This window comes from Xenorhabdus littoralis, assembly GCF_033949345.1.
Taxonomy (GTDB): Bacteria; Pseudomonadota; Gammaproteobacteria; order Enterobacterales; family Enterobacteriaceae; genus Xenorhabdus; species Xenorhabdus littoralis.
Map to the genome: position 1 here is coordinate 1 of NZ_VCDP01000017.1, position 26241 is coordinate 26241.

Consider the following 26241-nt stretch of genomic DNA (forward strand, 5'->3'; position numbering starts at 1 on the left):
GGCTAAAGCCATAAAATAATGGCCAGCAACGATAATTCGTTGCTGGCTTAAAAGGTCAACATTGAGATTGTAGGTTACCTAAGAATTAATCTACCACCACTACTTCTACGGGGGAAAAGGGTAGAAAGATATCAATCTTTTTCAACTCTTCGGTTTGCTTCGTTTATAATCTCTGTTAGAACCCGTTGTGTGGCCTGAACATCGGCAGGATCTGTATTTCCTAAAAGAGAGCTAATAAATCCTCTTAAGACCTGTTCGAGCTCAACTGCAACTCGGCGACCAGCCGCCGTTAATTCAATCAAACGAGCACGACGGTCTCCTGGCATGCTTCTCCTCACGACCAATCCCTCTTCCTCAAGCTCATCTAGAATACGAACTAAAGAGTTTCCTTCTATACCGACGTGCTCGGCGAGTTCTTTTTGACGCATTGAGCCAAATTTACTAATAGCCCATATTGGTCCCGTTATACTTTCCGACAAACGAAAATTGCGTAATTCGTGATTTGCTTCTCGACGCCAAAGCCGAGCCGCTCTCTGTAACAGACAACAAAATGTGTCGTATTCGGGATAAAATTTTGTAGCCGAAGTATTGCTAGTGCGGCTAGAAAGATCATCGGTAGTAGAGTTGTTAGGCTCTGAGCGTTGTTTGACACTATTCTTCATATCTTTTCCATCTAGTTAAACCGTCGCTTTGTCTTAGGGCTGACCAGTAAACTCAACATACATTCATCAACAGTACATCAGCCTTTCATGAGCAGTAGACGTATGGTTTACCTTCGATAAAAGCTGTGTTATAGATCTCATAGGAATAGATCTTATGAGATCTATTTGCAGGCTACATTGTTATATTGCACTATTGCAGCGTAAGTAACTGAATTTTATAAGGCTATTAGCATATTTGTCTAATGATAGTCTACAGATGTTACACATTCAATAAAGTTATTCTAGTCCGAACAATTTACTCATATCAACGCTAGAAAGGGTATATCAGAGGTGACAATGAGCTATCAACGACCAAATTTTACAATCCCTCCCCCTCCCAAAAATGGGAAAGACCAAGATCACTTAGTAACTATCGTCGGTGCTGGTTTAGTTGGTCTAATTCTTGCTTTGGATCTTGGTCTACGTGGAGTTCGTGTTGTAGTACTGGATGAGGATGACTCGGTGGCTGATGGTTCACGAGCCATCGTCTTCGCGCGTCGTTCTCTGGAAATCTTATCGCGATTGGGATTGGGTAATCGCCTAATGGCTAAAGGAATAGCATGGGAAACTAGCACAATATACCTCAACGATACTCCACTTTTTTGCAATACGATTGGAGAAAATAACAAAAGTGAGTATCCAGTATTTTTGAACTTACAACAATATTATATCGAGGAATGGCTTGTGGAGGCTTGCATGGCCACCGGTTATGTTGACCTTCGCTGGCGGCATAAAGTTGTTGAGATAAAGCAAGCAGATAATTACGTTGATTTATCTATAGAAACACCTAATGGAAATTATGCTCTTCGCACAAATTGGCTATTAGCGTGTGATGGTGCTAAGTCATTTATACGCCGTGCGCTCAATTTGCCATTTATAGGTCAGGTCTTTCAGGATAGGTTTCTCATCGTTGATATCAGGATGAAGTCCTCACTTCCTGCGGAACGCCATTTTTGGTTTTCACCATCATTTCACCCAGATCGATCAGTTCTTATTCATAAACAGCCTGATGATATTTGGCGTGTTGACTTTCAACTCGGATGGCAAGCAAATCCCGAAGTAGAGCGTCAGGAAGAGCGTGTACTTGCCAGGTTAAAGTGTATGTTTGGCGATACGGCCAATATCGAAGTGGTTTGGTCAAGTGTCTATACTTTTCAATGCCGTCGTCTTGAGAACTTTATTCATAATAACATAATTTTTGTAGGTGACTCAGCTCATCAAGTCAGTCCATTTGGTGGTCGAGGAGGCAATGGCGGTATTCAAGATGCAGATAACCTGGCTTGGAAACTCACTGCAATTTTATCTGGAATTTCTGACACACGACTTCTGGAAACCTATAATCACGAACGTTGTACGGCGGCTGATGAAAACATACTTCACTCGACGAGAAGTGCCGAATTTATTACTCCGAAGAGCCAAGGTGCTTTAGTTTATCGCAACGCAGTGCTTGCTCTTGCTAGAACGAGTGAGTTTGCACGTAAAATGGTCAATTCTGGGCGGCTGTCTACACCTACTATACTGAAATCAAGCCCACTAAATTATATCAATGACCTGTCTGAAAAAGCGCCTTTACCTCTTGGGGCTCCAGCACCAGATATGCCATTGCAGAGAAATGGCGTTACTGTTTGGATATTACGCCATATTGGTGGGAATAATTTCACACTTATGACTCGCTCATCAAGTCTTAATGAACAGGGACGAGCCAAAATTACATTAAGCACTTACCCTCTAACACAAAATCCATCAATTGAATTGATAGATTCAGAAAATCTTCTGAATAATAGATATGGTATTTTTCCTGGCGGAGCAATGCTTTTTCGCCCAGACCAGCATTTATGCGCTCATTTAACAAATCCTACCCCTGCAGCACTTGAGTTGGCTTATACCACTGCACTTGGGAAATACCTCAGTAAGGGGATACAAACATGCATCTAAACACAAGCGCTTCAAAAGTCTCAAATGATGAACTTTTCGCACTTCTTGTTCAAGCGCACGAACAGCTGAATGAGAATGAGTTACTGCAATTTGATGCCAGACTGGTTTTATTATTGGCAAATCATATTAGTTCAATGGAAGTGATCAAAGAGGCTATTGAGCATGTAAGGAATTCACTTATCTCCAAGTGATAATTAATTTTTAATGAATTGTGGTTTTTTTCACAATATTTAAATCTTATTGGATTTATTCTTTAGAGATGTTTTTGTGGGGTGCACTTTCTTAGGTTGGTATCACTTGAACCTTCATGACTAAACACTAATGTAACTGATTAGAACAAAAGGATTTATTGATAAAGAATAGCAAGGCGATTGCAGATAGTGTTTCCTTTTGAATATATAAATGTTGTTGTAATTTGCCTGGAGACTAGTTTTTTGTCGGCATAGTTGATCGATTTTCTTTTAATTGGGTAATCCAACTCGAGCATATGGAATATATAAATTGAACTTGGATTAACTAATTGGGTGTTGACGAAGCAGTTTTGCAGGAATGAAAAAGAGTGTTCGCTTTAAATTCCGATATGGTTATTAAGTTGGTTTTCAGAGAAGCAACTAACATCGCCAAACGATACGTTTTATTTTTTCAGGAGAATGTTATGGCTAAATAAATTTTTCATAATATTACTACGATTGATGATTTTGTTCGTTCTAATTGGAATGCCAATAATCCAAAGCTGTACTGCATTTCGTTGGCTATGATGTTAACCCATTGTAGAACAAGGAGTAATGTGAAATGGAGCACTATTTCGAAAAGTCATTTAGACATGGAATTTTCAGGAACTTTCAAAGTTGGCGTAACTATTATATTAAGCAAAAAATAAACTACCCTAATAAAAATACAGTAATAATTAGTGCAGAAACATTTTTACGATACAGACCGTCATTAGTTTTTTTGTCTGAGGTACTCACTTTTGAGAGAGCAACCTCCCAATCTAAAAAATCAGTAAATCGCAAAAGTATCAACATTATTCGGATCTTCGATCTGATGAGAATTAAGTTATCTCTCTGCTCGTTCACAAATAAACTGCGACTAGAAAATCACGCTTTCTGTAGGTGTACATTTTGCGGAGATATCGAATGACTAGTTCAACAACGAATTTTATCACTGGCACTGAAGCTCTTGTTGAATTACTTCTTGCTCAGGCTGCCATAGACAAAGCACGAGGCATTAATACGGCTGGTTTTGTATCTGGCTATCGTGGTTCTCCGTTAGGCGGATTTGACCAAGCGTTATGGAGACGTAATAAAGAATTAATTGAAGCAGGAATTAGATTTCAGCCAGCAATAAATGAAGACCTTGGTGCAACAGCACTCATTGGTACACAAAAAGTGGAAACAGACCCAGAACGTAAAGTCAGTGGAGTTTTTGGGATGTGGTATGGAAAGGGACCAGGTGTTGACCGATCAGGGGACGCACTAAAGCACGGAAATGCTTATGGCAGTTCAGCACATGGTGGTGTTCTCGTTGTAGCCGGTGATGATCATGGCTGTGTCTCATCTTCTATGTCCCATCAGTCAGACCTTGCAATGATTGCATGGAACATGCCTGTATTACATCCAGCTTCCGTTGCTGACTATAAGGAAGTTGGTCTTTGGGGGTGGGCAGCTTCACGTATTAGTGGGGCTTGGATTGGATTTAAAGCTATTAGTGAGACTGTAGAAAGTGGAACCACCCTTCGGAGATCGAATGCGCTGGGAGAATTCGAGCACCCAACGGATATAGATCAAGGACCAGATGGATTGCATTGGCGGTGGCCAGATCTTCCAGGACCTCAGGTGGAGCAACGTTTCCGATATAAATTAAAAGCAATTGAAGAATTTGCACGCCTGAATCCTATTGATAGGGTACTCGTTTCCTGTAAAGAACCACATGCCTTGCTGGTTACAGTGGGTAAAGCGCATCATGATGTACTTGAAGCTCTACGTGTCGGGGGATTAACTCCAGATCATTTGGCCTTACACGGGGTTGTCTGGGTACATATCAATCTGGTTTTCCCTTTATCTCCTCTTCTGCAAGATTTGGTACCACGAGTTGAACATATCTTTGTAGTGGAAGAAAAAGCGGCGGTGGTAGAAACATTACTTGCTCGCTACCTGTTTAGCATAACAAATAGTCACCCCATGACTTTGTCGGGAAAACGAGATCCAAACGGGCGCATTATACTGCCTGAAGATATTGAATTGCGCCCATCAAGAGTTTCCCGGCCGTTAGCGAATTGGCTGTCTCAATTTGGAGTTAGTCTCAATATTCCACTAGAGTGGTCTATTGCAACTGAAAAACGAGATTTAACCCTTCCTAAGCGTACACCATATTTTTGTGCAGGCTGCCCCCATAGTACTTCGACTCTTGTTCCTGACGGAAGCCACGCTCAACCAGGAATTGGTTGCCATGTTATGGCTGCTTGGATGGATCGTAATACTGGTGGTGGCTCGGTTCAGATGGGAGGCGAAGGCGTCGATTGGGTTGGTCACGCGCCATTCACTGATAGGAAACATGTTTTTCAAAACCTTGGGGATGGTACTTATTTTCATTCTGGTCACTTAGCTATTCGTCAATCGATAGCGGCAGGTAGCAATATCACCTTCAAGATCTTATTCAATGATGCTGTAGCAATGACAGGAGGGCAGCCCATTGATGGTGTGATGTCAATTTCTCAAATTGCAGCCTTAGCTTTGGCTGAAGGTGCAAAAGCGGTAGCTGTCGTGGCTGAGGATCTCAAACAATATGGTAGGGGAAATCCATTACCTTCAGGTGTTAGCCTTTATCATCGAGATCACTTAGAACTAATCCAGCGTAAATTTCGCGATATCAAAGGCGTTACTGTCATTATTTACGATCAAGCTTGTGCTACCGAATTACGCCGTCGGAGAAAACGTGGCCTCATCCCTCAAGCTAAAGTAAGTGCCTTCATAAATGATCGTGTATGTGAAGGATGTGGAGATTGTCAAATACAATCCAATTGTCTCGCTATTACTCCCATAAAGACCTCTTTGGGGCAAAAAAGGGCAGTTGACCAGAATGCTTGCAATTCTGATCTTTCTTGCCTAAAAGGGTTTTGCCCCAGTTTTATCACAATTGAAGGGGCAGAGCCCAAAAAGGATATAACAAGAGTCATTTCTCAATCAGAACTAGAAGGAATAGTGAGAGAACTGAAATATCCTGTTTTTTCATCGCAAGATGAGCCGTATGACATTCTTCTGGCTGGAATTGGTGGAACTGGAATTGTAACTGCGGCAAGACTTCTTGCTCATGCAGCTGAACAGGATGGAAATGCGGTTAGTGCTCTGAACTTCAGTGGATTTGCACAAAAAGGAGGTGAAGTTTTATCCCACATTCGTTTTTGTCATAACAAAGGAATACTCCATCAGGTTCGTATAGATCGAGCACAGGCAAATTTAGTTATTGCTGCGGATCTTGTCGTCGGAGTTGGTATGGCAAGTCTGGAGGTTATGTCCTCTTCTTCCACGGCTTGTATAGCGAACACGCATGAAACTCAGACAGGTGCGATGCTACGAGATATTTCATTGCAGATTGATGAAGATCGTACGTTGAAAACTCTGCGTAACCATTGCCGATATCTTAAAAGCACAAATGCGAACATTATTGCAACACATTTGGTGGGAGATCATGACCAAGCAAATATAGTGCTTCTCGGTTATGCTTGGCAATTAGGGTTTATACCAATCAGACTTTCTTCTATGGAGTTGGTCATTAGAGGACTTGGCAAGGTATTCCAAAGCGCTCTGAATGCCTTTCATCTGGGGAGAGTAGCCGCAGTTCATCCGGAAATTATTTATAGTCGTCTGACTGATGTCAAAGAAGAATTTCCTAAATCTCTGGATGACTTGATTGCTCATCGTAGAGATTTCCTCTCTGAATATCAAAATCCAGTCTACGCCAATCGGTATGTAAAACATATTGAGCATGTTAGAGCCGCCACATCCATATTTAATGATGAAAGTTTAACACGTGTTGTGGCAGAAAATTTATTTAGACTTATGGCCTATAAGGATGAGTACGAGGTTGCACGTCTTTTTGTCGAGACTGATTTTCTAATTAGAGTGAAAAATCAATTCGGGGGTAAATACAAAATACGTTTCCATATGAGCCCTCCTCTTTGGAATCGTAAAGATGCACGTACTGGGAAACGAGGAAAAATCACATTAGGCTCTTGGCTCATCCCTTTCTTAAAAATAATAGCGAAGGCGCGTTTCCTTCGTGGCACCGTTTTTGATCTGTTCGGGTTGCAAAAAGAACGGAAAATGGAAAGACAATTACTCTCTGATTACGAAAAATTAGTTGACTATATCGTTCATATAGTGACTCCAGATCATCTCTCTCTTTGCATCCAACTCGCTGAACTTCCAAATCAAATCCGTGGATTTGGCTATGTGAAATCCCAAACTGTTAAGCAAGCAACTCAGAAAAAACAAGAGCTTATTGCTCAGCTTAATCGAGCATTGCAAAGTTCTGAGGAGAGCACTAAAACCGTGCGCACTCGACCTTCTGGTAATCAAAAATTTTTTACTGGCTCTGGACATTAAACATGACGACTCAACCAGCCATATCAACAGTACGAGAACTAATTGAACGCTTTGTTGACAAAAATTCTTTTTTTGAACTAGATCCCCTCGCTGAACATGACTGTACATATTTTGGTTCAGAACGCCGTAAGGTTCCTGGAGATGGATTGATAACGGGGTTTGCCCGAATCAATGGACGTCCGGTTGTGCTTTATGCTCACGATGCCAGCTTCCTTGGTGGTAGTTCAAGCCGAATGCATGCCCTGAAGATAACCAAAGTTCTAGATCTTGCTCTCAAGACGGGTGTACCCGTGATTGGGCTTAATAACTCGACTGGCATAAGGATTCATGAGGGAGTTGATGCTGGAGTACAATTTGGTGAAGTGTTCTATAAAATTGTCAAAGCATCCGGTGTTGTTCCACAAATATCAATACTTCTAGGTGATTGTGCTGGTGGTGCTGCCTATGCCCCAGCACTAACCGACTTTGTGATTATGGTTAAGAACAGTTCAACTATGTTTTTAACCGGCCCAGCAGTAATACGGCAAGCAACTGGCGAAGAAGTAACAAAAGAAGATATTGGTGGTGCTATGTTACATGCCAAGGATACAGGTTTAGCTCATTTTGTAGTTGATACTGCGGAAGATGCTCTTAGTTTAACTTGTGAACTTTTAGAATTTTTACCTCAGAATAATTGTTCAATAACACCACAACGTCCCGCAGAAGATCGAATAAAGGCGCGGCTATCCGAAATAATTCCTCAAAATGGCAATGAACCCTATGATGTAACAGACGTTATAGGTGAAATTGTAGATAGAGCTAACTATCTTGAAGTCCATCATAATTATGCTCCCAACATCATTACAGCATTTGCTCATCTTTGTGGTATTCCCATAGGTATCATTGCTAATCAACCCCAGATCCTCGCGGGATGTTTAGACATAGCCGCTTCTGAAAAAGCGGCACGTTTCGTGCGTTTTTGTGATGCTTTTAATATCCCAATCTTAACACTGGTTGATGTTCCGGGGTATTTACCAGGCATAAATCAGGAGGCAGGAGGGATCATTGGTGCAGGAGCAAAACTCTTACATGCCTATTGCGAATCTTCTGTTCCTAAGATAGCTGTTGTTCTGCGTAAAGCTTATGGCGGAGCGCATCCTACGCTTGCAAACAAATGGGCTACTGACATGATTTTTGCATTACCTGAAGCAGAGATCGCTATTATGGGCCCCCAAGCTGCAGTCGATGTTATCTTTCGCCGGCAAATGTCTGAAGCTGATGATCCTCAAGCGCGCCGAGCTGCATTGGCCGCAGAATATCGTAATGCTCACGCTAGTGCCGATTATTCGGCGCGCCGAGGTTATATCAATGGATTCCTAGACGATCAAACTATACGTCCGTTTCTTGCCAGTGCCTTCCGGCTTCTCCAGGACAAAATTGCAGTCACTCCTGGGCGTAAACACTCCAATATTCAACTTTAATTGAGGGAATACCGTGAAAATACCACGCCATGCAGAAAATGACTTTCTTCCTGATGCAATAAAAACTCGCCAGGAGTGGCTGGTTGAACAAATCGGTCGAGATTTACCGTACTTGTTTAATCGACTACCTACACCACCGACTTCGCTAATTGGTACTATAGAAAATTACGTCGGTATGGTTGGCATTCCAATTGGGCTTGCTGGCCCTTTGCACATAGAAGGTAGCTATGCCAAAGGTGATTTTATCGTTCCATTAGCTACCACTGAGGGCGCTCTTGTTGCATCGTTCTCACGTGGAATGCAGGTATTAACAGAGGCTGGAGGATGCCATGTCTTTTCACCAACAAATGTATGGTCAACAGAAGGAAGTAAAAATACCCACTATAAATTCCGTGGTAATGCTCTGACTAAGATATCTGCGGTTTGGCTGCATCGTGCCTCTGATACTTCGCTATTTGATACATGGTTACGTCAACATGCAGAAAAAATTGCTGAAGCAGCTAATAGTACTAGCCGTTTTGCACGACTTAAAGAAGTCACTCCAATATTTCAGGGAAGTATTGTTGGTTTGGCATTTCGCTATGAGACAGGTAACGCAATGGGGTTAAACATGGCCACCAAAGCTAATGAAGCGGCGTGTGCCTATATCCTAGCTCATGCTGACAAGTTGGTTGGAGGATATTTTAACACGTTGGGAGGAGACAAGCGTTTCGTGCCGGATGAAGCCAAAGGGCATTACGTTACAGCAAGTGCTATTTTGCCGGCAGAGCTTATCGCGAAGAGGTTTCGTTCTACACCTGAGCGTATGCAAAGATTCCTTCAGGCATGTCAGCTTATTTTGGGCCAGCGCGGGGCTACCGGGCAAAATATTCATATTGCTAATGCGCTAACTGCGTTTTTTATTGCATGTGGGCAGGATCCTGCTTTTGTTACTGTCTCCTTTTTCAATGCTAGTACCTCTTTTGAGATCAATACAGAAGGTGCTTTGGTGGCAAGTGTTACTTTGCCCAATATTATTGTTGGTGCAATTGGTGGCGGGACGAAACTGCCTGTACAGCGAGAGTGTCTTGCTATGATAGGGTGTGAAGATGATGCTTGTAAGTTGGCAGAGATTTGTGCGGCTGTTGCGTTGGCTGGTGAAATATCTGTTGCGGGTGCAGTCAGTGCTGGGGAATTTACTCGGGCGCATACCCAACTTGGTCGTGGTTTAAGTGATTTTGAGGCTGGTCATATATCCAAAATTACGGAGACACTATGATGATTCGACGTGTGCTACTTGCGTGCCGTGGAGAAATAGCTTTTCGTTTCATTCGTACCGCACAGCGACTTTGTATCGAAACAATTGCTGTATACGATGAGGAAGAAAAAACAGCACCTTTTGTTATGGCTGCAACATATAGGGTACAGTCGGATATGATTAATCCCTTTGCATCTTCTGACTATCTTTTGACTATAGCTAAAGAATACAAGGCTGATGCTATTGCGCCAGGTTACGGTCCATTAGCTGAGAATGCGGATTTTGCTCAGGCATGTACAGATTCTGGGATTATTTTCATTGGCCCAAATGTGTCAGCACTTAGTCTGGTTGGGAACAAAATTCAAGCACGTCAATTGGCCATATTCTCGGAAGTGCCTGTTATTCCTGGCTCGGCTGTGGCATCGCTCAGTGAAGCTCAAGAATTAGCGGCCAGCATTGGATATCCTGTTCTGTTAAAAGCGGTAAATGGTGGAGGTGGGCGAGGGATCCGCCTTGCAGAAAGCCAAAATATGCTAGAGCAGGCTTGGAAAGAGGTCGAACGGGAGAGTTTAGCTGCATTCGGTACAGCAGATCTCTATATTGAGCGTTTTCTCGGACATAATATTCGTCATATTGAAGTTCAAATTTTGGCTGATGTAACTGGAAATGTCATCGCTCTCGGAGAACGTGGCTGTAGTATACAGCGTCGGCGACAAAAGATGGTTGAAGAATCTCCGGTTCCTGGAATCAATGCTACCTTACGTAAGGTGATCAGTGAATCAGCTGTCAAATTTGCCCGAGCTGCGGGTTACACCAGTGCTGGTACAGTGGAATTCTTGGTTGATACTACCGGACAGTACTATTTTATTGAGATGAACGGGCGTATTCAGGTTGAGCATCCTGTTACTGAAGCAGTGACAGGTATTGATATTGTGGAAGCTATGTTTACTATCGCAGAAGGGAAGCCGCTCAGTGACGATATACTGAATATCGTTATTCACGGTCATGCGGTAGAATTTCGTATTTGTGCGGAAGATCCATTTCAGGGATTCATGCCAACGGGGGGTGTTGTTACAGCTTACAATTTTCCACATGGGGCAGGGATACGTATTGATACAGGTATAGCGGAGAATCAGATCCAACTTACGCGATATGACAGTCTTTGCTTAAAACTCATTGTCTGGGGCAGAAATAGGGATGAAGCTATTTCTAGGGCAAAGATAGCGTTAGATGAACTAGTAGTTGCTGGTTTTCCAACCAATATTCCATTCCACCGTTGGCTGGTTGATTATGCCCCATTTTCCACTGGAAATTATGATCTGTCATTGATATCTGATTATCATCCTGAGCCTCTCAATGAAACTCTACAGCACGACATCGCCATCGCCGTGGCATTGCGAGAATACTTGACTATGAAGGCCATTTCTGAAGGCAGCGCTGCTTTATCTTCGTTCTCAAGTTGGCGTTTCATGAATGAACGGAGAGTTTCCTATGGTGGATAAATTATTTTCTATTCAAATTGCTGTACCTTCTGGCACCCCGAAACAACATGTATTACGTATTTCTGACGAAGACAATGGTCAATTTTCTGCAACAGTTAATAAAGGCAACCCAACCCGTGTTCGCCTTCTCAGGTTGGATCAGGAAGGAAAATATGACCGTCTTATTATAGATTTTGAAGGCACAATCAAGAGCATTATTTTAGGTAAGAAAAATGAGCTTGAGCAAACTACCTCCGCAAATATAGATGGTTATCATCTGGATATCAGAGCAATGCATGGTATGCGACCGACGCCTGCCAGTACAAAATATGGTTTTGATAAAAATGAAATTCGTGCCCCATTTCATTCAATAATTTCGGAAGTATTAGTTAATCAAGATGATATTCTTGAGGCTGATCAGCCTGTACTAAGATTGGAATCAATGAAGGTTATTTCGACTTATTTTTCACCTTCATATTGTCGTGTAGCAGAAGTCTTTGCCGTGGAAGGGCATGCCGTTGAGACTGGCTTTCTGCTCATCCGTTTTGAACCACTTTCAATGACCCCATAAATTATGACTCATTAGGAGTTCGGTATGTTTCGTGTGAAAAATATTGAAGACCAAATCGCATCGTTTTCCTATGAATTAACGTATGACAATATTCCATCAGCGGCTTTGAAAATTGCACATTTATCGATACTCGATATATTTGGAGTTACTTTGGCTGGCTCGCTCCGCCCGGAAATCCAACTATTACAGAAGGTTATCGGACAATGGGGAGGCAGTTCTGTTTGCCCTGTTTTCGGGACAAATTTGTGTCTTCCCCCCAGTGCTGCTGCGCTTCTCAACGGTGCTGCATCGCGAGTTTTAGATTTTGATGATGTTGTGGATCCACTAGGTATCCATCCTAGTGTGGCTATATTTCCTGCCCTTTCAACTATAGCTGCTCTCCGTCAACAACACGTCACTTCCAGTGAGTTCTTGACCGCTACCGTCATTGGTCACGATTTGATTACCCGATTTGCACGTGCGCGTAAGGAGACTCTTCTTGAAAGTGGTCGATATGATCTCAGTAAAGTCATTGCAGCAACAGCCGCTGCTGGTCGCCTGTACGGACTGAATCCCATTCAACTGCGCTCCGCTATGGGGATTGCTTACACCTCTGCTCTTGGAGAAGCGCAGTGTATGGTAGAGGGGGCGCCTACAGTTTCTTACCAACAGGGTCTGGTTGCATCCAATGCGGTTAAGGCTGTACTCCTTGCATCAGAGGGTTTCGAGGGTGCTCATCATTTCTTTACTGGTCGATATGGCTTGTTTAGAACATTTGAATCTGGTTCAGATGTAGAAAGTATCGTAGATGGGCTTGGCGCTGTGTTCGCAAGTGAAAATGATATTGCCTTCAAACCTTACCCTACTTGCCGCCCTAATATCTCGGCGACTACCTTGGCGATAAGTTTAGCAAACTATACCCAAGTAAGAGCTGAGGATATCAGTCATATTGATATTGCCATGAATCAACAAATCTATGATCTTGTATGTGCACCCGCCGATAAAAAATGGAAACCAAAGACATCTGTAGAGGCTAGATTTAGCATGGCATATACCGTAGCTGTCGGTTTACGAAATGGTGGAGTATTTATTGCTGATTATGACGATACAGCATTAGATCGTGCAGATGTACTCTCTATTAGCGAAAAAATTCGGCCACGTGTTGATCCCAAGTGTGAAATTCCTGAACTTGGAACTCATGGCAGAATCGAAGTCAGCATTCATTATGTTAGTGGAGATGTTCGCACCGGATTTATTGATATACCGAAAGGAAATCCTCAAAATCCCCTTGAGCCTACTGAGATTATTGAAAAATTCACAAACTGCTGCCGTTATTTCGATCCTAGAAATGGGGCAATACAAGCGAACAACGCAATTCAGGCTTGGGAACGTATTATGAAAGATGAAACTGGTTTGCAAGATTTTTTAGCCTATGGAATAGCCATTACAAGTAAAAGCATTTCTTCTGCGAAATGAATGATTGATATCAAGCAGTAATCAAACTTAATCATGCCTGAGGATCTACGATTATGTTTCTTTGAAAAAACTTTTATCGTGCCGCAGGCATTTAGCTCTATTATTAAGTGCGTTTCAGGTTAACTAGACAGGCGATTATCGATTACCCGAGCGGCTTTGCCCTCTGAACGAGGTATATCTCCGTAGTTGACGATGTTGACATCGGTACTGATTCCCACCATGGATTTTATGTGATGACGCAATTGATGGCAGATATCGCAGCGTTGTTGATAGCTCAGCAGGTCTGATTCTTTCATTTCAACCTTAACGGATAGTTTGTCATAATTACCGACACGGTTCACCTCTAATTGGTAGTGCGGTGATAGTTCTTTGACGCGCATGACCTGTTCTTCTATCTGTGATGGGAAGACGTTGATGCCACGTATGATCAGCATGTCATCGGAGCGTCCAGTGATCCTGTCCATACGACGCATATTGCGAGTTGTACCTGGCGATAAACGTGTCAGATCGCGGGTACGATAGCGGATCACAGGCATGGCCTCTTTGGTCAGTGTTGTGAGAACTAGCTCTCCAATTTTGCCATCTGGCTGAGTATTTAAATTTTCAGTATCAATTAATTCGGGATAGAAATGATCTTCCCAAATGGTGGGGCCATTAGCGTATTCTGATGATTCCATGGCGACACCCGGCCCTATAACTTCGGACAGACCGTAGATATCCAACGCTTTGATGCCCATACGTGCTTCAATCTCGTTGCGTAGGGCATCGCTCCAAGGCTCCGCACCAAAAATACCGACACGCAAGGAGCACCTACTGGCATCCCCACCCATCTTGCGCTCCAGTTCATCCAGCAGCGTCAGGCAGTAGGAGGGGGTCATCATGATGACATCAGGCTGGAAATCCAGAATCAGTTGAGCCTGTTTTTCTGTTTGTCCGAAGGACATGGGGATCACGGTTGCGCCCAATCGTTCAGCGCCATAGTGAGCTCCCAAGCCACCCGTGAACAGGCCGTAACCGTAGGCGATGTGAATCTTGTCTTTGGCGCTGGCTCCAGCAAAACGTAGACAACGGGCTATGATATCTGCCCAATTGTCGATATCCCGTTGGGTATAACCTACTACAGTAGGGCTTCCAGTGATACCGGATGAGGCGTGTATGCGCACTATCTGCTCCATTGGTACGGCGAAAGCATCAAAAGGATAGTGCTCCCGCAGATCTTGTTTTGTGGTGTATGGAAATTTGCGGATGTCTTCGAGTTGTCTGAAATCATTCGGATGGACACCTGCTGCATCAAATTTGCGGCGGTACATGGGAACGTTGTTATAAGCGTGATTGAGCGTCCATTTTATCTGCTTAACTTGGTATGCCTGAATTTCATCAAGTGAGGCAAATTCAAGGGAGTTCAAATGTTGATCTTGGTGCTGATTTAAGTGTTGTTGCAGGTGTTGCGCGTTATTGCTCATAGTTGCCTGTCCTTTTGTTGATTTGTTTGTAACAGGTTGTTTTTGTTGTTATGTGCAGGTGTTGCTAAGTCAGGTATTTATGAAATGCGTTCAATAATCATGGCGATGCCTTGCCCCACGCCAATGCACATGGTGCATAAGGCATAGCGACCCGCCCGTCGCTCCAGTTCAAGCGTGGCTGTCAGCGCAAGGCGAGCTCCGCTCATGCCCAGCGGATGTCCCAGTGCAATCGCGCCGCCATTCGGGTTTATGTGCTCTGCATCATCCGGCAGTCCTAATTGGCGTATAACCGCCAGTGACTGTGCGGCGAAAGCTTCATTCAGCTCAATGATATCCATTTGGTTCAGGCTCAGACCTGCAAGTTCCAGTACCTTGCGGGTGGCAGGCACAGGCCCGATCCCCATGATGCGGGGTTCGACTCCGCATGTTGCGGTAGCGACAATACGTGCCCGTGGCGTCAGCCCTTGATGTAATGCTGCCGCTTCTGAGGCAATGATGAGTGCCGCGGCCCCATCGTTTAGGCCGGAGGCGTTGCCTGCCGTGACTGTGCCGTCAGCCCGGAAAGGCGTTTTTAGCCGCTGTAGTTGTTCGAATGTTGTTTCCGGTCGGGGATGTTCATCTTGTGAGATGATCGTTTCTACGCCTTTTTTTCTGCTTAAGGGCAGAGTGACGGGGATGATTTCTTCTGCCAATACACCTCGTTGCTGCGCTTTGGCGGTGCGCTGCTGGCTGCGCAGGGCAAAAGCATCCTGATCGTCACGGCTAATCTGAAACTGGGTGGCGACGTTTTCTGCTGTTTCTGGCATGGAGTCTGTGCCAAATTGCTGTTTCATTAACGGATTGATAAAACGCCAGCCAAGGGTGGTATCAAAGATCTCAGCCTGGCGGTTGAACGCACTGTCAGATTTACCCATGACGAACGGAGCGCGGGTCATGGATTCAACACCACCCGCCAATATCAGTTGAGTGTCACCCGCTTTGATACCACGGGCAGCGAAAGCCAGTGCATCCAAGCCTGAGCCGCATAGTCGATTAACCGTTGTGGCAGATACTGAACTTGGCAGACCAGCCAACAGTGCCGCCATGCGCGCTACATTGCGATTGTCTTCTCCCGACTGATTGGCGCAACCGAAGATTACGTCATCAATTTGTTCCCAATCCAGCGTAGGATAGCGCGTCATCAGTGCCCGTAGCGGCAGGGCTGCCAGATCGTCAGCCCGCAGGCTTGATAACGCGCCGCCGTAGCGCCCGATGGGGGTACGGATACCGTCACAGATAAATGCGTGAGTCATGATTTCTCTCCCTGAGCGTCTTTCAGAATAGAGTGACCGAGGCGGTGGGCGTGACCACGGAACAGTGCCACGACTTTGCCGTGTTGATTGATGATCTTGACGTCGTAAAGGCCGGTGGTTTTACCCTGATATTGCACAGAAGCTGTTGCGGTAAGCTGATCTCCTTCCACGGCCGGACGGATGAAATCAATGCTGCCACTGGAGGCTACGGTCGCCACTCCTCCGCTGTTACAGGCGTAGGCAAAGGCGGTATCCGCCAGACTGAACAGAATGCCACCGTGACAGTTTTGATGACCGTTTAGCATGTCAGGCACAATCGTCATTCTGAGTCGGGCAATCCCAACGTCAATATGTTCAATGTGCATTCCCAAGCTCTGGGCACAGACGTCTTTGGCATACAAGGTTTCTACGCAGCGGCGGGCCAGTTGGCCGGAGGCGTTATTGTGCATGAGTGCTCTCCTTGTTGTGATTGCCGTGCTGCCGGGAAAGTTGCAGGTTGGCATGTCCTGCTGCCAGTTGGCGCAGAAGAGGAGCGGGACGATAACGGGGTTCGCCGTAAAATTTCTGCAAATTTTCCAGCGTAGCGAGAATATGTTTCCAGCCCACTTGTTCACCCCATGCCAGCGGGCCGATGGGATAATTCACGCCGTAGCGCATCGCCAGATCGATATCTTCGGCACTTGCGATACCTTTGTTGATGGCATCCAACGCTTCGTTGCACAGCATGGCGACGGTGCGCATCGTCAGCAAGGCGGGATAATCCGGTAGGAGAATAATTTGTTTGCCGAGAGATTGCAGGAAGCCAATCACTTTTGCCGTCTGTTGGGGCGTATTCTGGCAGGCGGTACTGAGTGTGATAATGGCAGATGATTGATGATTGGCAGAAAGATCAAACTGTATCACGGGAGCCCTGATTTCATCAGCAATCTGCGCGCAGGTTCTCCCTTTGGCCAGTATCAGGAGAACGTCATCAATTTGCAGGGTGGGAGAGCGGAATCGATCATTTTTATTATCTTCAAATACGATCCCGTACTGCTGTAATTCAGGCTGCTTTAGCAGGGCAACAAAATCAGGTAACGCTGCCCAATTTCCCGTTGCCTTAATCCGTACAGGTTGTTTTTGTTCTCTGGTCTGTTTCGGCTCTATTTTGGGCTGAGGACGAGTTTCTTTATTGAACGGCTTTTCTTTATTGAACTGCTTTTCTTTATTGAAATTCTCTTTGTAGACATTCTCTTTATAGTAATAGAAACCCCGACCACGCTTGCGTCCCAGATGATCGGCATCCACCAGCTCTTTCTGCCTCAATGAGGGCTGGAAACGGGGATCACCGTAGAAGGCATGAAACAGCGATTCGGTCACGGCGTAGTTTATATCATGACCGATTAAATCCATCAGTTGTAATGGTCCCATCGCGAAGCCGCCAGACTCTTTCATGACGGCGTCCAGTGTCGCGGGAGCTGCAACTTGCTCTTCCAATGCGCGCAGGGCTTCTGCGTAGAATGGTCGGGCGATGCGATTGACGATAAACCCCGGCGTAGATCGGCAGATTACGGGCTGTTTTTTCCAATGGGCAACGAGAGTCTTGAGCGTTGCCACAGTTTTGGCAGAAGTTTCCAGACCCTGTACGATTTCCACCAATTTCATCAAGGGCGCGGGATTGAAAAAATGCAGCCCCGCCATGCGTTGCGGTGAAGACAAAACACGGGCAATGGCAGTAATGGACAGTGATGAGGTGTTGCTGGCAAACAGCGTTTGAGCTGAACAAATGGATTCCAGTTGTCGGAATAAATTTTGTTTGGCTTCTAGTTGTTCGACGATTGCTTCAACCACCAGCGCACACGGTGCCAGTGTTTGTAACGAATCAACCTGAGTGATGCGCTGTAATAGAGCTTGTGTTGCACCAGCCTCTGCTTTGCCTGCTTCTACACGCTGATTCAGGCGGGTATGGAGTCCATCCAGTGCATGACGTACAGCGTCTCCATTCGTGTCAAACAGCAGGACAGAATGTCCTGCTTGAGCCGCGACCTGAGCAATACCGATACCCATTGTTCCCGCCCCAATGACGGCGATGGGGCCGTGGAGTAGAGGCGTGGTCATGACTATTTCCCCTTGAACTCTGGCTGGCGTTTTTCAATGAACGCATTCACGCCTTCACGGAAGTCTTCACTGAGCCCGCACTTGCGTTGTAAATCGCGTTCGAGATCAAGCTGTTGATCCAGCGTGTTGGCTGCTGCGGCATAAGTGGATTGCTTGATGCAGGCGAGAGCCACTGTGGGCAGGGTCGCCAGACGTTGAGCCAGTTTCCGTGCTTTATCCTCTAACTCTTTGGGATCAACGACCTGCCAAATCATCCCCCATTCCAGTGCTTGCTCAGCGCTGATTTTGTCTCCCAATAAAGCCATTCCCATTGCACGGGCATGGCCAATTTTATGGGGCAGGAACCAACTGCCACCAGAATCAGGGGTCAGGCCAATGCGGCAGAAAGCTTGAGTGAAGATGGCATTACGGGCCGCGATCACTATGTCGCAGGCCAGGGCAAGGGAAACCCCGGCACCGGCTGTAATACCGTTGACGGCGCAGACGATAGGCTTAGGTAAGGAGGTCATGCGTCGGATCAGCGGATTATAGTAACGTTCAACGGATTGGCCGAGATCCGGGACGCCTCCCTCAGAGATAAGGGTATTTCGATCATTTAAATCTTGTCCGGCACAGAAGCCACGTCCGGCACCGGTGAGCAGGACACAGCGCACAGATTCATCCTGTTCAGCAATATCCATGGCCTTTTTCAACTGCTTGTGTAGTTCTTCGTTAATGCTGTTGAGGCGTTCTGGACGGTTGAGCGTAATGCAAAGGACACCAGCTTTAATATCAGTGAGTATCATTGCCATGTTTTCCATCAGTCAGAATCCTTTAAATGTGGGTTTACGTTTTTCCAGAAAGGCGGCTATGCCTTCCTGACGATCGGCTGTACCCGCCAGCGCAACAAATTGTTGGCGTTCGGCGAGCAGTCCTTGTGACAAGGCAGTTTCCTGTGCAGTCTTGAGTGCTGCTTTGGCTGCCCGTAAAGCCAATGGTGAAAATTCACTGATGCGTTGTGCGATCTGCTCTGCACGTTCTAACGTCAGGGCATCAATGCAAACTTCGCTGACCAAACCTGCCTGTTGTGCCCTTTGGGCATCAATGGCCTCGCCAGTCAGTATCATCTGGTAAGCCAGCGCCTTACCGACGCTGCGGATGAGTCGTTGTGTTCCCCCCGCCCCCGGAATCAGCCCCAGGGTGATTTCCGGCAGGCCAAAGCGGGCGCTTTCTCCACAAATCACCAAATCACAAGCCAATGCCAGTTCGCAACCCGCGCCAAGTGCGTAGCCATTCACGGCGGCAATCAGGGGTTTGCTGATGTTGTTTAAACGTTGCCAGAGTTGTGGACGGCGATCAGTCATGGCCTTGGCGACTGTCTGCTGTTGCAGTTCTTTAAGGTCAGCACCTGCCGCAAAACCGCGTGATGAACCTGTAATGACAATAGTCCCGGTGTCACTGTCCTTATCTGCCTGCTCTAATTGCAGAACAAGCAGTTCAAGGCAGTCATTACTGAGGGCGTTGCGCACTTCCGGACGATTGAGAGTCAGTGTGCGTACTCTTTGCTGTTGGTGGCATAAAATCCATTCCTGACTCATGTTCGTTCCTCATTCCTGGTTTTTATTCATATTTTTATTCGTATCTTTATTCATGAAAGTGCCTAGACATCAAAATCTACGATCACGCCATCCCCTTTCGGCCATGACTGGCAACTTAAGATATAACCTGCCGACAATTGATCCGGTTCGAGGCTGTAGTTCACGCTCATGTCTACTTCACCGGATTTAAGCCGGCATTTGCAGGTAGCACATACGCCCCCTTTACAGGCGTAGGGCAAATCCGCGCCTTGGCGCAGGGCAGCATCAAGAATGCTGTCATCTTCGGCATTCATGGTGATGTTGATTGTGCGTCCATCCAGATGAATTTCGACCCGGGTTTCGCTGCGTTCAGCCAGATTATCTGGGCGTGAGCCCATCGCCGCTTTCCGGGCGCGTCCGGTGTTAAAGCGTTCACTGTGAATGTGCTGGTTAGGAATACCTGCTTGTTCCAGCGCGGAATGAGCATCGTCCAGCATGGCTTCTGGCCCGCAGAGAAAAGCATGGCTGAACCGGGAAAAGTTGAGCAGAGTCTTGCCGATGCGGTGCAGGTGCCGGGTATCAATCCGCCCGTTAAACAGCGGGCTGTCGGTGGCTTCCTGACTGAACAGGTACAGCACCTGAAAACGACTCAGGTAACGATTTTTCAGATCCGCCAAGACTTCTTTGAACATGACTGAACGGCTGGTGCGATTACCATAAATCAAGGTGAAGGTGCTGTTGGGTTCCAGTGCCAGTGTACTTTTGATGATCGATAGAATAGGTGTAATGCCCGAACCGGCGGCGATAGCCAGATAATTCCCCTGTTGATCTGCATCGGGTTGATGACCAAAAGAACCCTGTGGCAGCATGACCTCCAGTTCATCCCCGACTTTTAACTGTCGATTGATAAACGTCGAAAAACGGCCTTGATAGATGGCTTTGACGCCAATCTGCAATACATTATCCAACGGTGAGCTACAGATGGAGTAGCAGCGACGCAGCTCTTCGCCATTGACCTGTGCCTTGAGAGTCAGGTGTTGTCCGGGTTGGTAGCAGAAACGGCTTTTCAGCTCATCGGGAACATGCAGCGTGACGGTCACGGCATCCGGTGTTTCCCGTTCAATGGCAGCGATGCTTAAGCGATGAAAGCTATGTGTTCGCAGTGTTCGCAGTGTTCGCAAGCTATGTTCCCGTAAGCTATGTGAACGTGTTTGATGAGAAATAGCCATCTTCTGCTCCCTTGTTAGATACATTTGAAATAGTCAAACGGTTCCAGACATTGCTGGCAGCGATAAAGGGCTTTGCAGGCGGTGGAGCCGAATTCGCTGATTTTCTCTGTTTCATGGCTGCCGCAACGCGGGCAGATGATGGGTTCCACATCAGTGGGTTTTTCACAGGCCAATCCCTGAGGTGGAGCAATGCCGGATTCGCGCAGGCGTTGTCTGGCATCTGCATTCATCCAATCGGTTGTCCACGCGGGAGCCAGACTGATTTCGAGATATACCGGCGAAAAGCCTGCTTGTGTCAGTGCCTGGCGGATTTCATTGAGCAAAAATTCGGTTGCCGGACAACCCGAGTAGGTCGGGGTAAATGTCACCCGCCAGCCGGATTGCAAGGGTGTGACAGCACGTATCATGCCGAGGTCGGTAATAGAGAGCGCGGGCAGTTCCGGGTCGGCAATGTGATGCAGACATTGCCAGATTTGATGGATTTCCGGCTGCTGTAATGTCCTGAATTGCTGTTCCATCATTTCCTCCACCTTTTATTACCCATTACAGTATTACTAATTACAGTATTACCAATTACTGTTAGGGTAAGTGCGTTGCAGGTATTGCATTTCTGTCAGCATGTATCCCAGATGCTCCGTATGCAGCCCCTGTTTTCCACCCTGCCGGTAAGGCGCTTCCGCCGGTATTTCCAATGTGGCTTCTGCGAATGTGTCGTTGATGATTTTCAGCCACGGTTCATGCAGGGTACGAGGATCTACGGCAATACCGTCTTCAGCCAGTCGCTGTTCTATTTCATCGCAATGGAACAGTTCGCCGGTAAAGCGCCATAATTGGTTGATTGATTGCTGGATTTTCTGACGGCTTTGCTTTGTGCCATCACCCAAGCGGATCATCCAGCCCTGACTGAATCGCAGGTGATATTCCACTTCCTTCAAAGATTTGGCACTGATGGCGGCTAGTTGAGGATCGCTGCTCTGTCCCAAAGCCTGATGCAACAGAACGTGATAGGCATCGATAAAAAACTGGCGCACCAGCGTATCGTCAAAGCCGTTATTTGGTTGTTCCACCAGCAGTAAATTGAGGAATTCACGCTCATCACGACCAAACGCTAAATGATCTTCATCAAGTCCCGTTCCTGAAAGAGTGGCTGCGTAGCTGAGGAAATGACGCGCTTGCCCCAGCAAATCAAGACCGATATTGGACAGGGCGAGGTCAATTTCCAGTTCGGGAGCATGTCCACACCATTCGCACAGACGCTGTGCCAGAATCAGCGGCGTGTCCCCCTGACGCAGCACGTAATTAAACAGATCATGGTTGGGTGATGAAACGCTGTGTGTATTCATATCTCAGCCCTACATATTCTTGATGCCTTCAGGAATGGAGTAGAAAGTCGGATGACGGTAAACCTTGCTCTCTGAGGGTTCGAAGAAAGCGCCGCGATCTTCCGGCTGCGAGGCCACCAGATAGAGGGATTTCACTACCCAGATTGAGCAACCTTCATTGCGACGGGTGTAGGCATCGCGGGCGTTTTCCAGAGCCATTTGATCATCCGCTGCATGAAGGCTGCCGACATGACGGTGGGCCAGTCCCTGCTTACTGCGGACGAAGACTTCATACAGTGGCCAATCGGTATCGTTCATTGCATTGCTCTCCTGCTCAGATAATACAATTTCAGGTGGTACGATTTCCGGTAGTACAATTTCAAGTAGTGCAATTTCAAGTAGTGCAATTTCAGGTAGTACATTAGATAGATAACGCAACGGGTTAAGCAGCGCGTTTTTTAGCGGCTACTTTCTTGGCATGAACAGAAGCGGCTTCACGTACCCAACTCCCGTTTTCCCAGGCGCGGCGTTTAGCCTCCAGACGCTCGTGATTGCATATGCCCTGTCCTTTCAGGACCTGATAGAACTCGTCCCAGTCTATTTCGCCAAAACGGTAATGCCCTGTTGTTTCATCCCAAGCCAGTTCAGGATCGGGGGCTGTCATGTTCAGTGCCGCTAACTGGGGTACGGTGTTGTCGATGAATTTTTGCCGTAGTTCATCATTGCTGAACCGTTTGATTTTCCACGCCATACTTTGGGCGCTATTGGGAGACTCACTATCATTGGGGCCGAACATCATCAGCGTCGGCCACCAAAAACGGTTAATGGCATCCTGAAGCATTGCTCGTTGCGCCTCACTGCCATTCGCCAAAGCCATGACTGCTTCATAACCTTGTCGCTGGTGGAAGCTCTCCTCCTTGCAGATTTTCACCATCGCCCGTGCATAAGGGCCGTATGAGGCACGGCAGAGGGCAACCTGATTGACAATCGCTGCACCATCTACCAGCCACCCGATTACGCCAATATCCGCCCAACTGAGCGTGGGATAGTTGAAAATAGAGGAGTACTTCATTTTGCCGTCTAATAATTTTTGGTAGATATCCTGACGGGAACAACCCAGTGTTTCGGCGGCACTATAGAGATAAAGCCCGTGTCCTGCTTCATCCTGTACTTTGGCGAGAAGCACGGCTTTGCGGAGTAGTGTCGGGGCTCGGGTGATCCAATTGGCTTCTGGCAACATGCCGACCACTTCCGAATGTGCGTGCTGACCAATCTGGCGTATCAGATTCTGGCGATAATTTTCAGGCATCCAGTCTTTGGCCTCAATCGCGAGATCCGCCGCAATTTTGGCGTCAAAGTGTGCCTGAAGTGGGTCTGTTATCATTTTTGCACCTCATTATGATTCTTATTTTTTTATATTGTATTAAAAACAGAATCACTTTAAATAACTACAAATCTACAAACTGGTAACAAAAATATCAAACACTTAAGTTGTGTATTTGTTGTTCACATCACAATATGAATTTTTATTCTTTAAAAAACATGTTGTTAATTTTTATTGTTATATGAGGGAAAGGATCTTAACAAGTGTTCAGGTACAAATGTTTTTATTTTGTTAATGCTATCGGTGGTTTTGTTAATGGGATATGTGATACATAAATAGCATGATGTTACTTAATGATTGATTCATTAATGATATTGGTGGAGAAAAAAATGCAACAGTTAACGAGTTACATTTGTGGTGCTTGGGTTCACGGGCAAGGCAATATCAGAACCATTCATCATGCAATCAGTGGCGAAGCGTTGTATCAGGTATCTTCAGCAGGCTTGCCATTGGCCGGGAGTTTAGAGTATGCCCGCGAGAAAGGAGGAAAGGCGCTGGCAGCGATGACTTTCCAGCAACGTGCGCAGATGATGAAAGCGGTTGCAAAGCACTTGCTTGCCAACAAAGAAACGCTGTATGCCATTTCTATCGAGACCGGCGCGACCCGTTCAGATAGTTGGGTGGATATTGAAGGGGGAGTGGCGACACTGTTCTCTTATGCTGGGCTGGCAGGACGTGAACTACCGGATGATACGCTGTGGCCGGAAGATGAGATGATCCCGCTGTCTAAGCAGTCTCAGTTTGTTGCTCGTCATGTACTGACTTCCCGTCCCGGCGTTGCCCTGCACATTAATGCCTTTAACTTTCCTTGCTGGGGTATGTTGGAAAAATTAGCACCAACATGGATGGCGGGTATGCCGGCGATTATCAAACCGGCGACGGCATCTGCCCAATTGACACAGGCGATGGTGAAAATAATCATCGACAGTGGATTGGTGCCGGAAGGGGCATTGCAATTGATCTGTGGCGGTATTGGCGATCTGTTTGATCATCTCGACTATCAGGATGCGGTGACTTTTACGGGATCGGCACAAACAGGGCTGAAGCTGCGCGCCCATCCTCGGCTGATAGAGAAATCCATTTCCTTTACGATGGAAGCGGATTCCCTCAACTGCTGTATTTTAGGTGAGGATGTTACGCCTGAAATGCCGGAGTTTGGTGTATTCATTAAGGAAGTTGTCCGTGAAATGACGGTTAAGGCCGGCCAAAAATGTACGGCTATCCGACGTATTATTGTACCCGCAAACCAAATGGAAACGGTTAAACAGGCATTGCTCAAACGGTTGTCCGGTGTGGCAGTAGGTGATCCTACTTTGCCGGATGTACGGATGGGAGCGCTGATTAATCTGGAACAGCGTGATGAAGTACAGATGAAGGTCAATGAATTGCTGGGTAGCGGTTGTGAACTCCTGTGCGGTGGTTCACTGGACAAATTGGTGCTGACCGGCAATAGCAACAGCAATGGTGCATTCTACCCGCCGACCTTGCTCTATTGTGCTGACCCAATGACAAATCAGGCAGTGCATGGTACGGAAGCATTTGGGCCGGTTTCCACGCTGATGGCGTATCAGGATACTGAACAGGCGATCACACTGGCGATGATGGGACAGGGTAGTTTGGTGGGTTCATTGGTGACAGCGGATGAACAGATCGCAGTACAAGTGATCCGGGCGACGGCATGTGCTCATGGCCGTATGTTGGTGCTGGATGAAGCGGCTTCTGTAGAATCCACAGGGCATGGATCTCCATTGCCGATGCTGGTGCATGGTGGACCCGGACGGGCTGGCGGTGGTGAAGAACTGGGTGGATTGCGTGCTGTAAAACATTATATGCAGCGTACTGCGATTCAGGGTAGCCCAAGTATGCTGGCTGCGATTGGCCGTGAATGGGTTCGTGGCGCAAAAGTGAAAGAAGATCCGATACATCCGTTTCGCAAATACTTCGAACAGCTTGAGATAGGAGAAAGCCTGCTGACCGCCCGCCGGACGGTGACGGAAGCGGATATCGTTAATTTTGCCTGTCTGAGCGGGGATCATTTTTATGCGCATGTGGATAAGATTGGCGCGGCAGAATCCCTGTTCGGAGAGCGCGTGGCGCATGGTTATTTTGTTGTGTCCGCAGCGGCAGGCTTGTTCGTTGATGGCGCGGTTGGGCCTGTGCTTGCTAACTACGGAATGGAAAACCTGCGTTTCATTGAGCCGGTCAAGATTGGCGATACCATTCAGGTGCGCCTGACTTGCAAGAAGAAGATCAAAAAAGTCCAGAAAACACCAGAAGATAAACCGCACGGCGTTGTGATGTGGGATGTCCAGATCCTGAATCAGGAGCAACAGCCAGTGGCCCTTTACAGCATCCTCACGCTGGTGGAGCGGCAAAAAGGGGATTTTTCAGTGTAGGTGTAGATATATATTTAATGGATTTCAAAATGTAGCCAACGAAATTACAACTTGAAAG

21 protein-coding genes are annotated in these 26241 nt (G+C 46.4%); 9 read left to right on the forward strand and 12 right to left on the reverse strand.

Translation table 11 applies throughout. The annotated features are described in order from the left end of the window. Positions 1–131 precede the first annotated feature (131 nt). On the reverse strand, positions 132–662 hold the full coding sequence (locus tag FE394_RS05395) for a MarR family winged helix-turn-helix transcriptional regulator (protein ID WP_319925376.1): 531 nt from the start codon (positions 660–662) through the stop codon (positions 132–134). Positions 663–998: 336 nt separating this feature from the next. On the opposite strand from FE394_RS05395, the gene FE394_RS05400 reads away from it, so the two are divergent. From FE394_RS05400 to FE394_RS05435, 8 genes are all read left to right on the forward strand, one after another. Continuing rightward, positions 999–2636, forward strand: coding sequence for an FAD-dependent monooxygenase (locus tag FE394_RS05400; protein WP_319925377.1), 1638 nt, complete (start codon positions 999–1001; stop codon positions 2634–2636). Then, the gene (locus FE394_RS05405; protein WP_319925378.1) at positions 2627–2827 is read left to right on the forward strand and encodes a DUF2783 domain-containing protein; all 201 of its coding nucleotides are present in this window, start codon (positions 2627–2629) and stop codon (positions 2825–2827) included. Before FE394_RS05400 ends, FE394_RS05405 begins: the two co-directional genes overlap by 10 nt. A gap of 945 nt (positions 2828–3772) precedes the next feature. Continuing rightward, positions 3773–7240: an indolepyruvate ferredoxin oxidoreductase family protein gene (locus FE394_RS05410; protein WP_319925379.1), complete on the forward strand. Its 3468-nt coding sequence runs from the start codon at positions 3773–3775 to the stop codon at positions 7238–7240. A gap of 2 nt (positions 7241–7242) precedes the next feature. Beyond that, a complete protein-coding gene (locus tag FE394_RS05415) occupies positions 7243–8700 on the forward strand; it encodes an acyl-CoA carboxylase subunit beta (RefSeq protein WP_319925380.1) in 1458 nt (485 codons plus the stop codon). 13 nt (positions 8701–8713) lie between these two features. Beyond that, positions 8714–9958 carry a hydroxymethylglutaryl-CoA reductase gene (locus FE394_RS05420; RefSeq protein WP_319925381.1) on the forward strand — a complete coding sequence of 415 codons (1245 nt, stop codon included), beginning with the start codon at positions 8714–8716 and terminating at the stop codon, positions 9956–9958. After that, positions 9955–11439, forward strand: a complete 1485-nt coding sequence (locus FE394_RS05425; protein WP_319925382.1) for an acetyl-CoA carboxylase biotin carboxylase subunit — start codon at positions 9955–9957, stop codon at positions 11437–11439. Before FE394_RS05420 ends, FE394_RS05425 begins: the two co-directional genes overlap by 4 nt. Further along, positions 11429–11989, forward strand: a complete 561-nt coding sequence (locus FE394_RS05430; protein WP_319925383.1) for an acyl-CoA carboxylase biotin carboxyl carrier protein subunit — start codon at positions 11429–11431, stop codon at positions 11987–11989. The genes FE394_RS05425 and FE394_RS05430 overlap by 11 nt, the downstream gene beginning before the upstream one ends. Positions 11990–12013: 24 nt before the next feature. Further along, positions 12014–13444, forward strand: coding sequence for an MmgE/PrpD family protein (locus FE394_RS05435; RefSeq protein WP_319925384.1), 1431 nt, complete (start codon positions 12014–12016; stop codon positions 13442–13444). 119 nt (positions 13445–13563) lie between these two features. Here FE394_RS05435 and paaK read toward each other — a convergent pair whose 3' ends face one another. The 11 genes from paaK to paaA form a co-directional block, all read right to left on the reverse strand. Further along, positions 13564–14907, reverse strand: coding sequence for a phenylacetate--CoA ligase PaaK (gene paaK, locus FE394_RS05440; protein WP_319925385.1), 1344 nt, complete (start codon positions 14905–14907; stop codon positions 13564–13566). A 77-nt stretch (positions 14908–14984) separates the two neighbouring features. After that, positions 14985–16199: a 3-oxoadipyl-CoA thiolase gene (pcaF, locus tag FE394_RS05445; protein WP_319925386.1), complete on the reverse strand. Its 1215-nt coding sequence runs from the start codon at positions 16197–16199 to the stop codon at positions 14985–14987. After that, positions 16196–16648 carry a hydroxyphenylacetyl-CoA thioesterase PaaI gene (gene paaI / locus FE394_RS05450; protein ID WP_319925387.1) on the reverse strand — a complete coding sequence of 151 codons (453 nt, stop codon included), beginning with the start codon at positions 16646–16648 and terminating at the stop codon, positions 16196–16198. Before paaI ends, pcaF begins: the two co-directional genes overlap by 4 nt. Further along, positions 16638–18296 carry a 3-hydroxyacyl-CoA dehydrogenase gene (locus FE394_RS05455; protein ID WP_319925388.1) on the reverse strand — a complete coding sequence of 553 codons (1659 nt, stop codon included), beginning with the start codon at positions 18294–18296 and terminating at the stop codon, positions 16638–16640. Before FE394_RS05455 ends, paaI begins: the two co-directional genes overlap by 11 nt. A gap of 2 nt (positions 18297–18298) precedes the next feature. After that, positions 18299–19096, reverse strand: a complete 798-nt coding sequence (paaG, locus tag FE394_RS05460) for a 2-(1,2-epoxy-1,2-dihydrophenyl)acetyl-CoA isomerase PaaG (RefSeq protein ID WP_319925389.1) — start codon at positions 19094–19096, stop codon at positions 18299–18301. A gap of 3 nt (positions 19097–19099) precedes the next feature. Beyond that, on the reverse strand, positions 19100–19873 hold the full coding sequence (gene paaF / locus FE394_RS05465) for a 2,3-dehydroadipyl-CoA hydratase PaaF (protein ID WP_319925390.1): 774 nt from the start codon (positions 19871–19873) through the stop codon (positions 19100–19102). A 62-nt stretch (positions 19874–19935) separates the two neighbouring features. Continuing rightward, positions 19936–21081 (reverse strand): 1,2-phenylacetyl-CoA epoxidase subunit PaaE, encoded by a 1146-nt coding sequence (paaE, locus tag FE394_RS05470; protein ID WP_319925391.1) that lies wholly within the window; start codon positions 21079–21081, stop codon positions 19936–19938. Between the two features lie 14 nt (positions 21082–21095). Next, on the reverse strand, positions 21096–21599 hold the full coding sequence (paaD, locus tag FE394_RS05475) for a 1,2-phenylacetyl-CoA epoxidase subunit PaaD (protein WP_319925437.1): 504 nt from the start codon (positions 21597–21599) through the stop codon (positions 21096–21098). Positions 21600–21647: 48 nt separating this feature from the next. Continuing rightward, a complete protein-coding gene (paaC, locus tag FE394_RS05480; protein WP_319925392.1) occupies positions 21648–22424 on the reverse strand; it encodes a 1,2-phenylacetyl-CoA epoxidase subunit PaaC in 777 nt (258 codons plus the stop codon). 9 nt (positions 22425–22433) lie between these two features. Continuing rightward, entirely contained in the window at positions 22434–22721 is a 288-nt protein-coding gene (paaB, locus tag FE394_RS05485; RefSeq protein ID WP_319925438.1) for a 1,2-phenylacetyl-CoA epoxidase subunit PaaB, read from the reverse strand. Positions 22722–22845: 124 nt separating this feature from the next. Continuing rightward, positions 22846–23787 (reverse strand): 1,2-phenylacetyl-CoA epoxidase subunit PaaA, encoded by a 942-nt coding sequence (gene paaA, locus FE394_RS05490; protein ID WP_319925393.1) that lies wholly within the window; start codon positions 23785–23787, stop codon positions 22846–22848. 329 nt (positions 23788–24116) lie between these two features. On the opposite strand from paaA, the gene paaZ reads away from it, so the two are divergent. Continuing rightward, entirely contained in the window at positions 24117–26183 is a 2067-nt protein-coding gene (paaZ, locus tag FE394_RS05495) for a phenylacetic acid degradation bifunctional protein PaaZ (protein WP_319925394.1), read from the forward strand. The last annotated feature ends 58 nt before the right edge of the window (positions 26184–26241 follow it).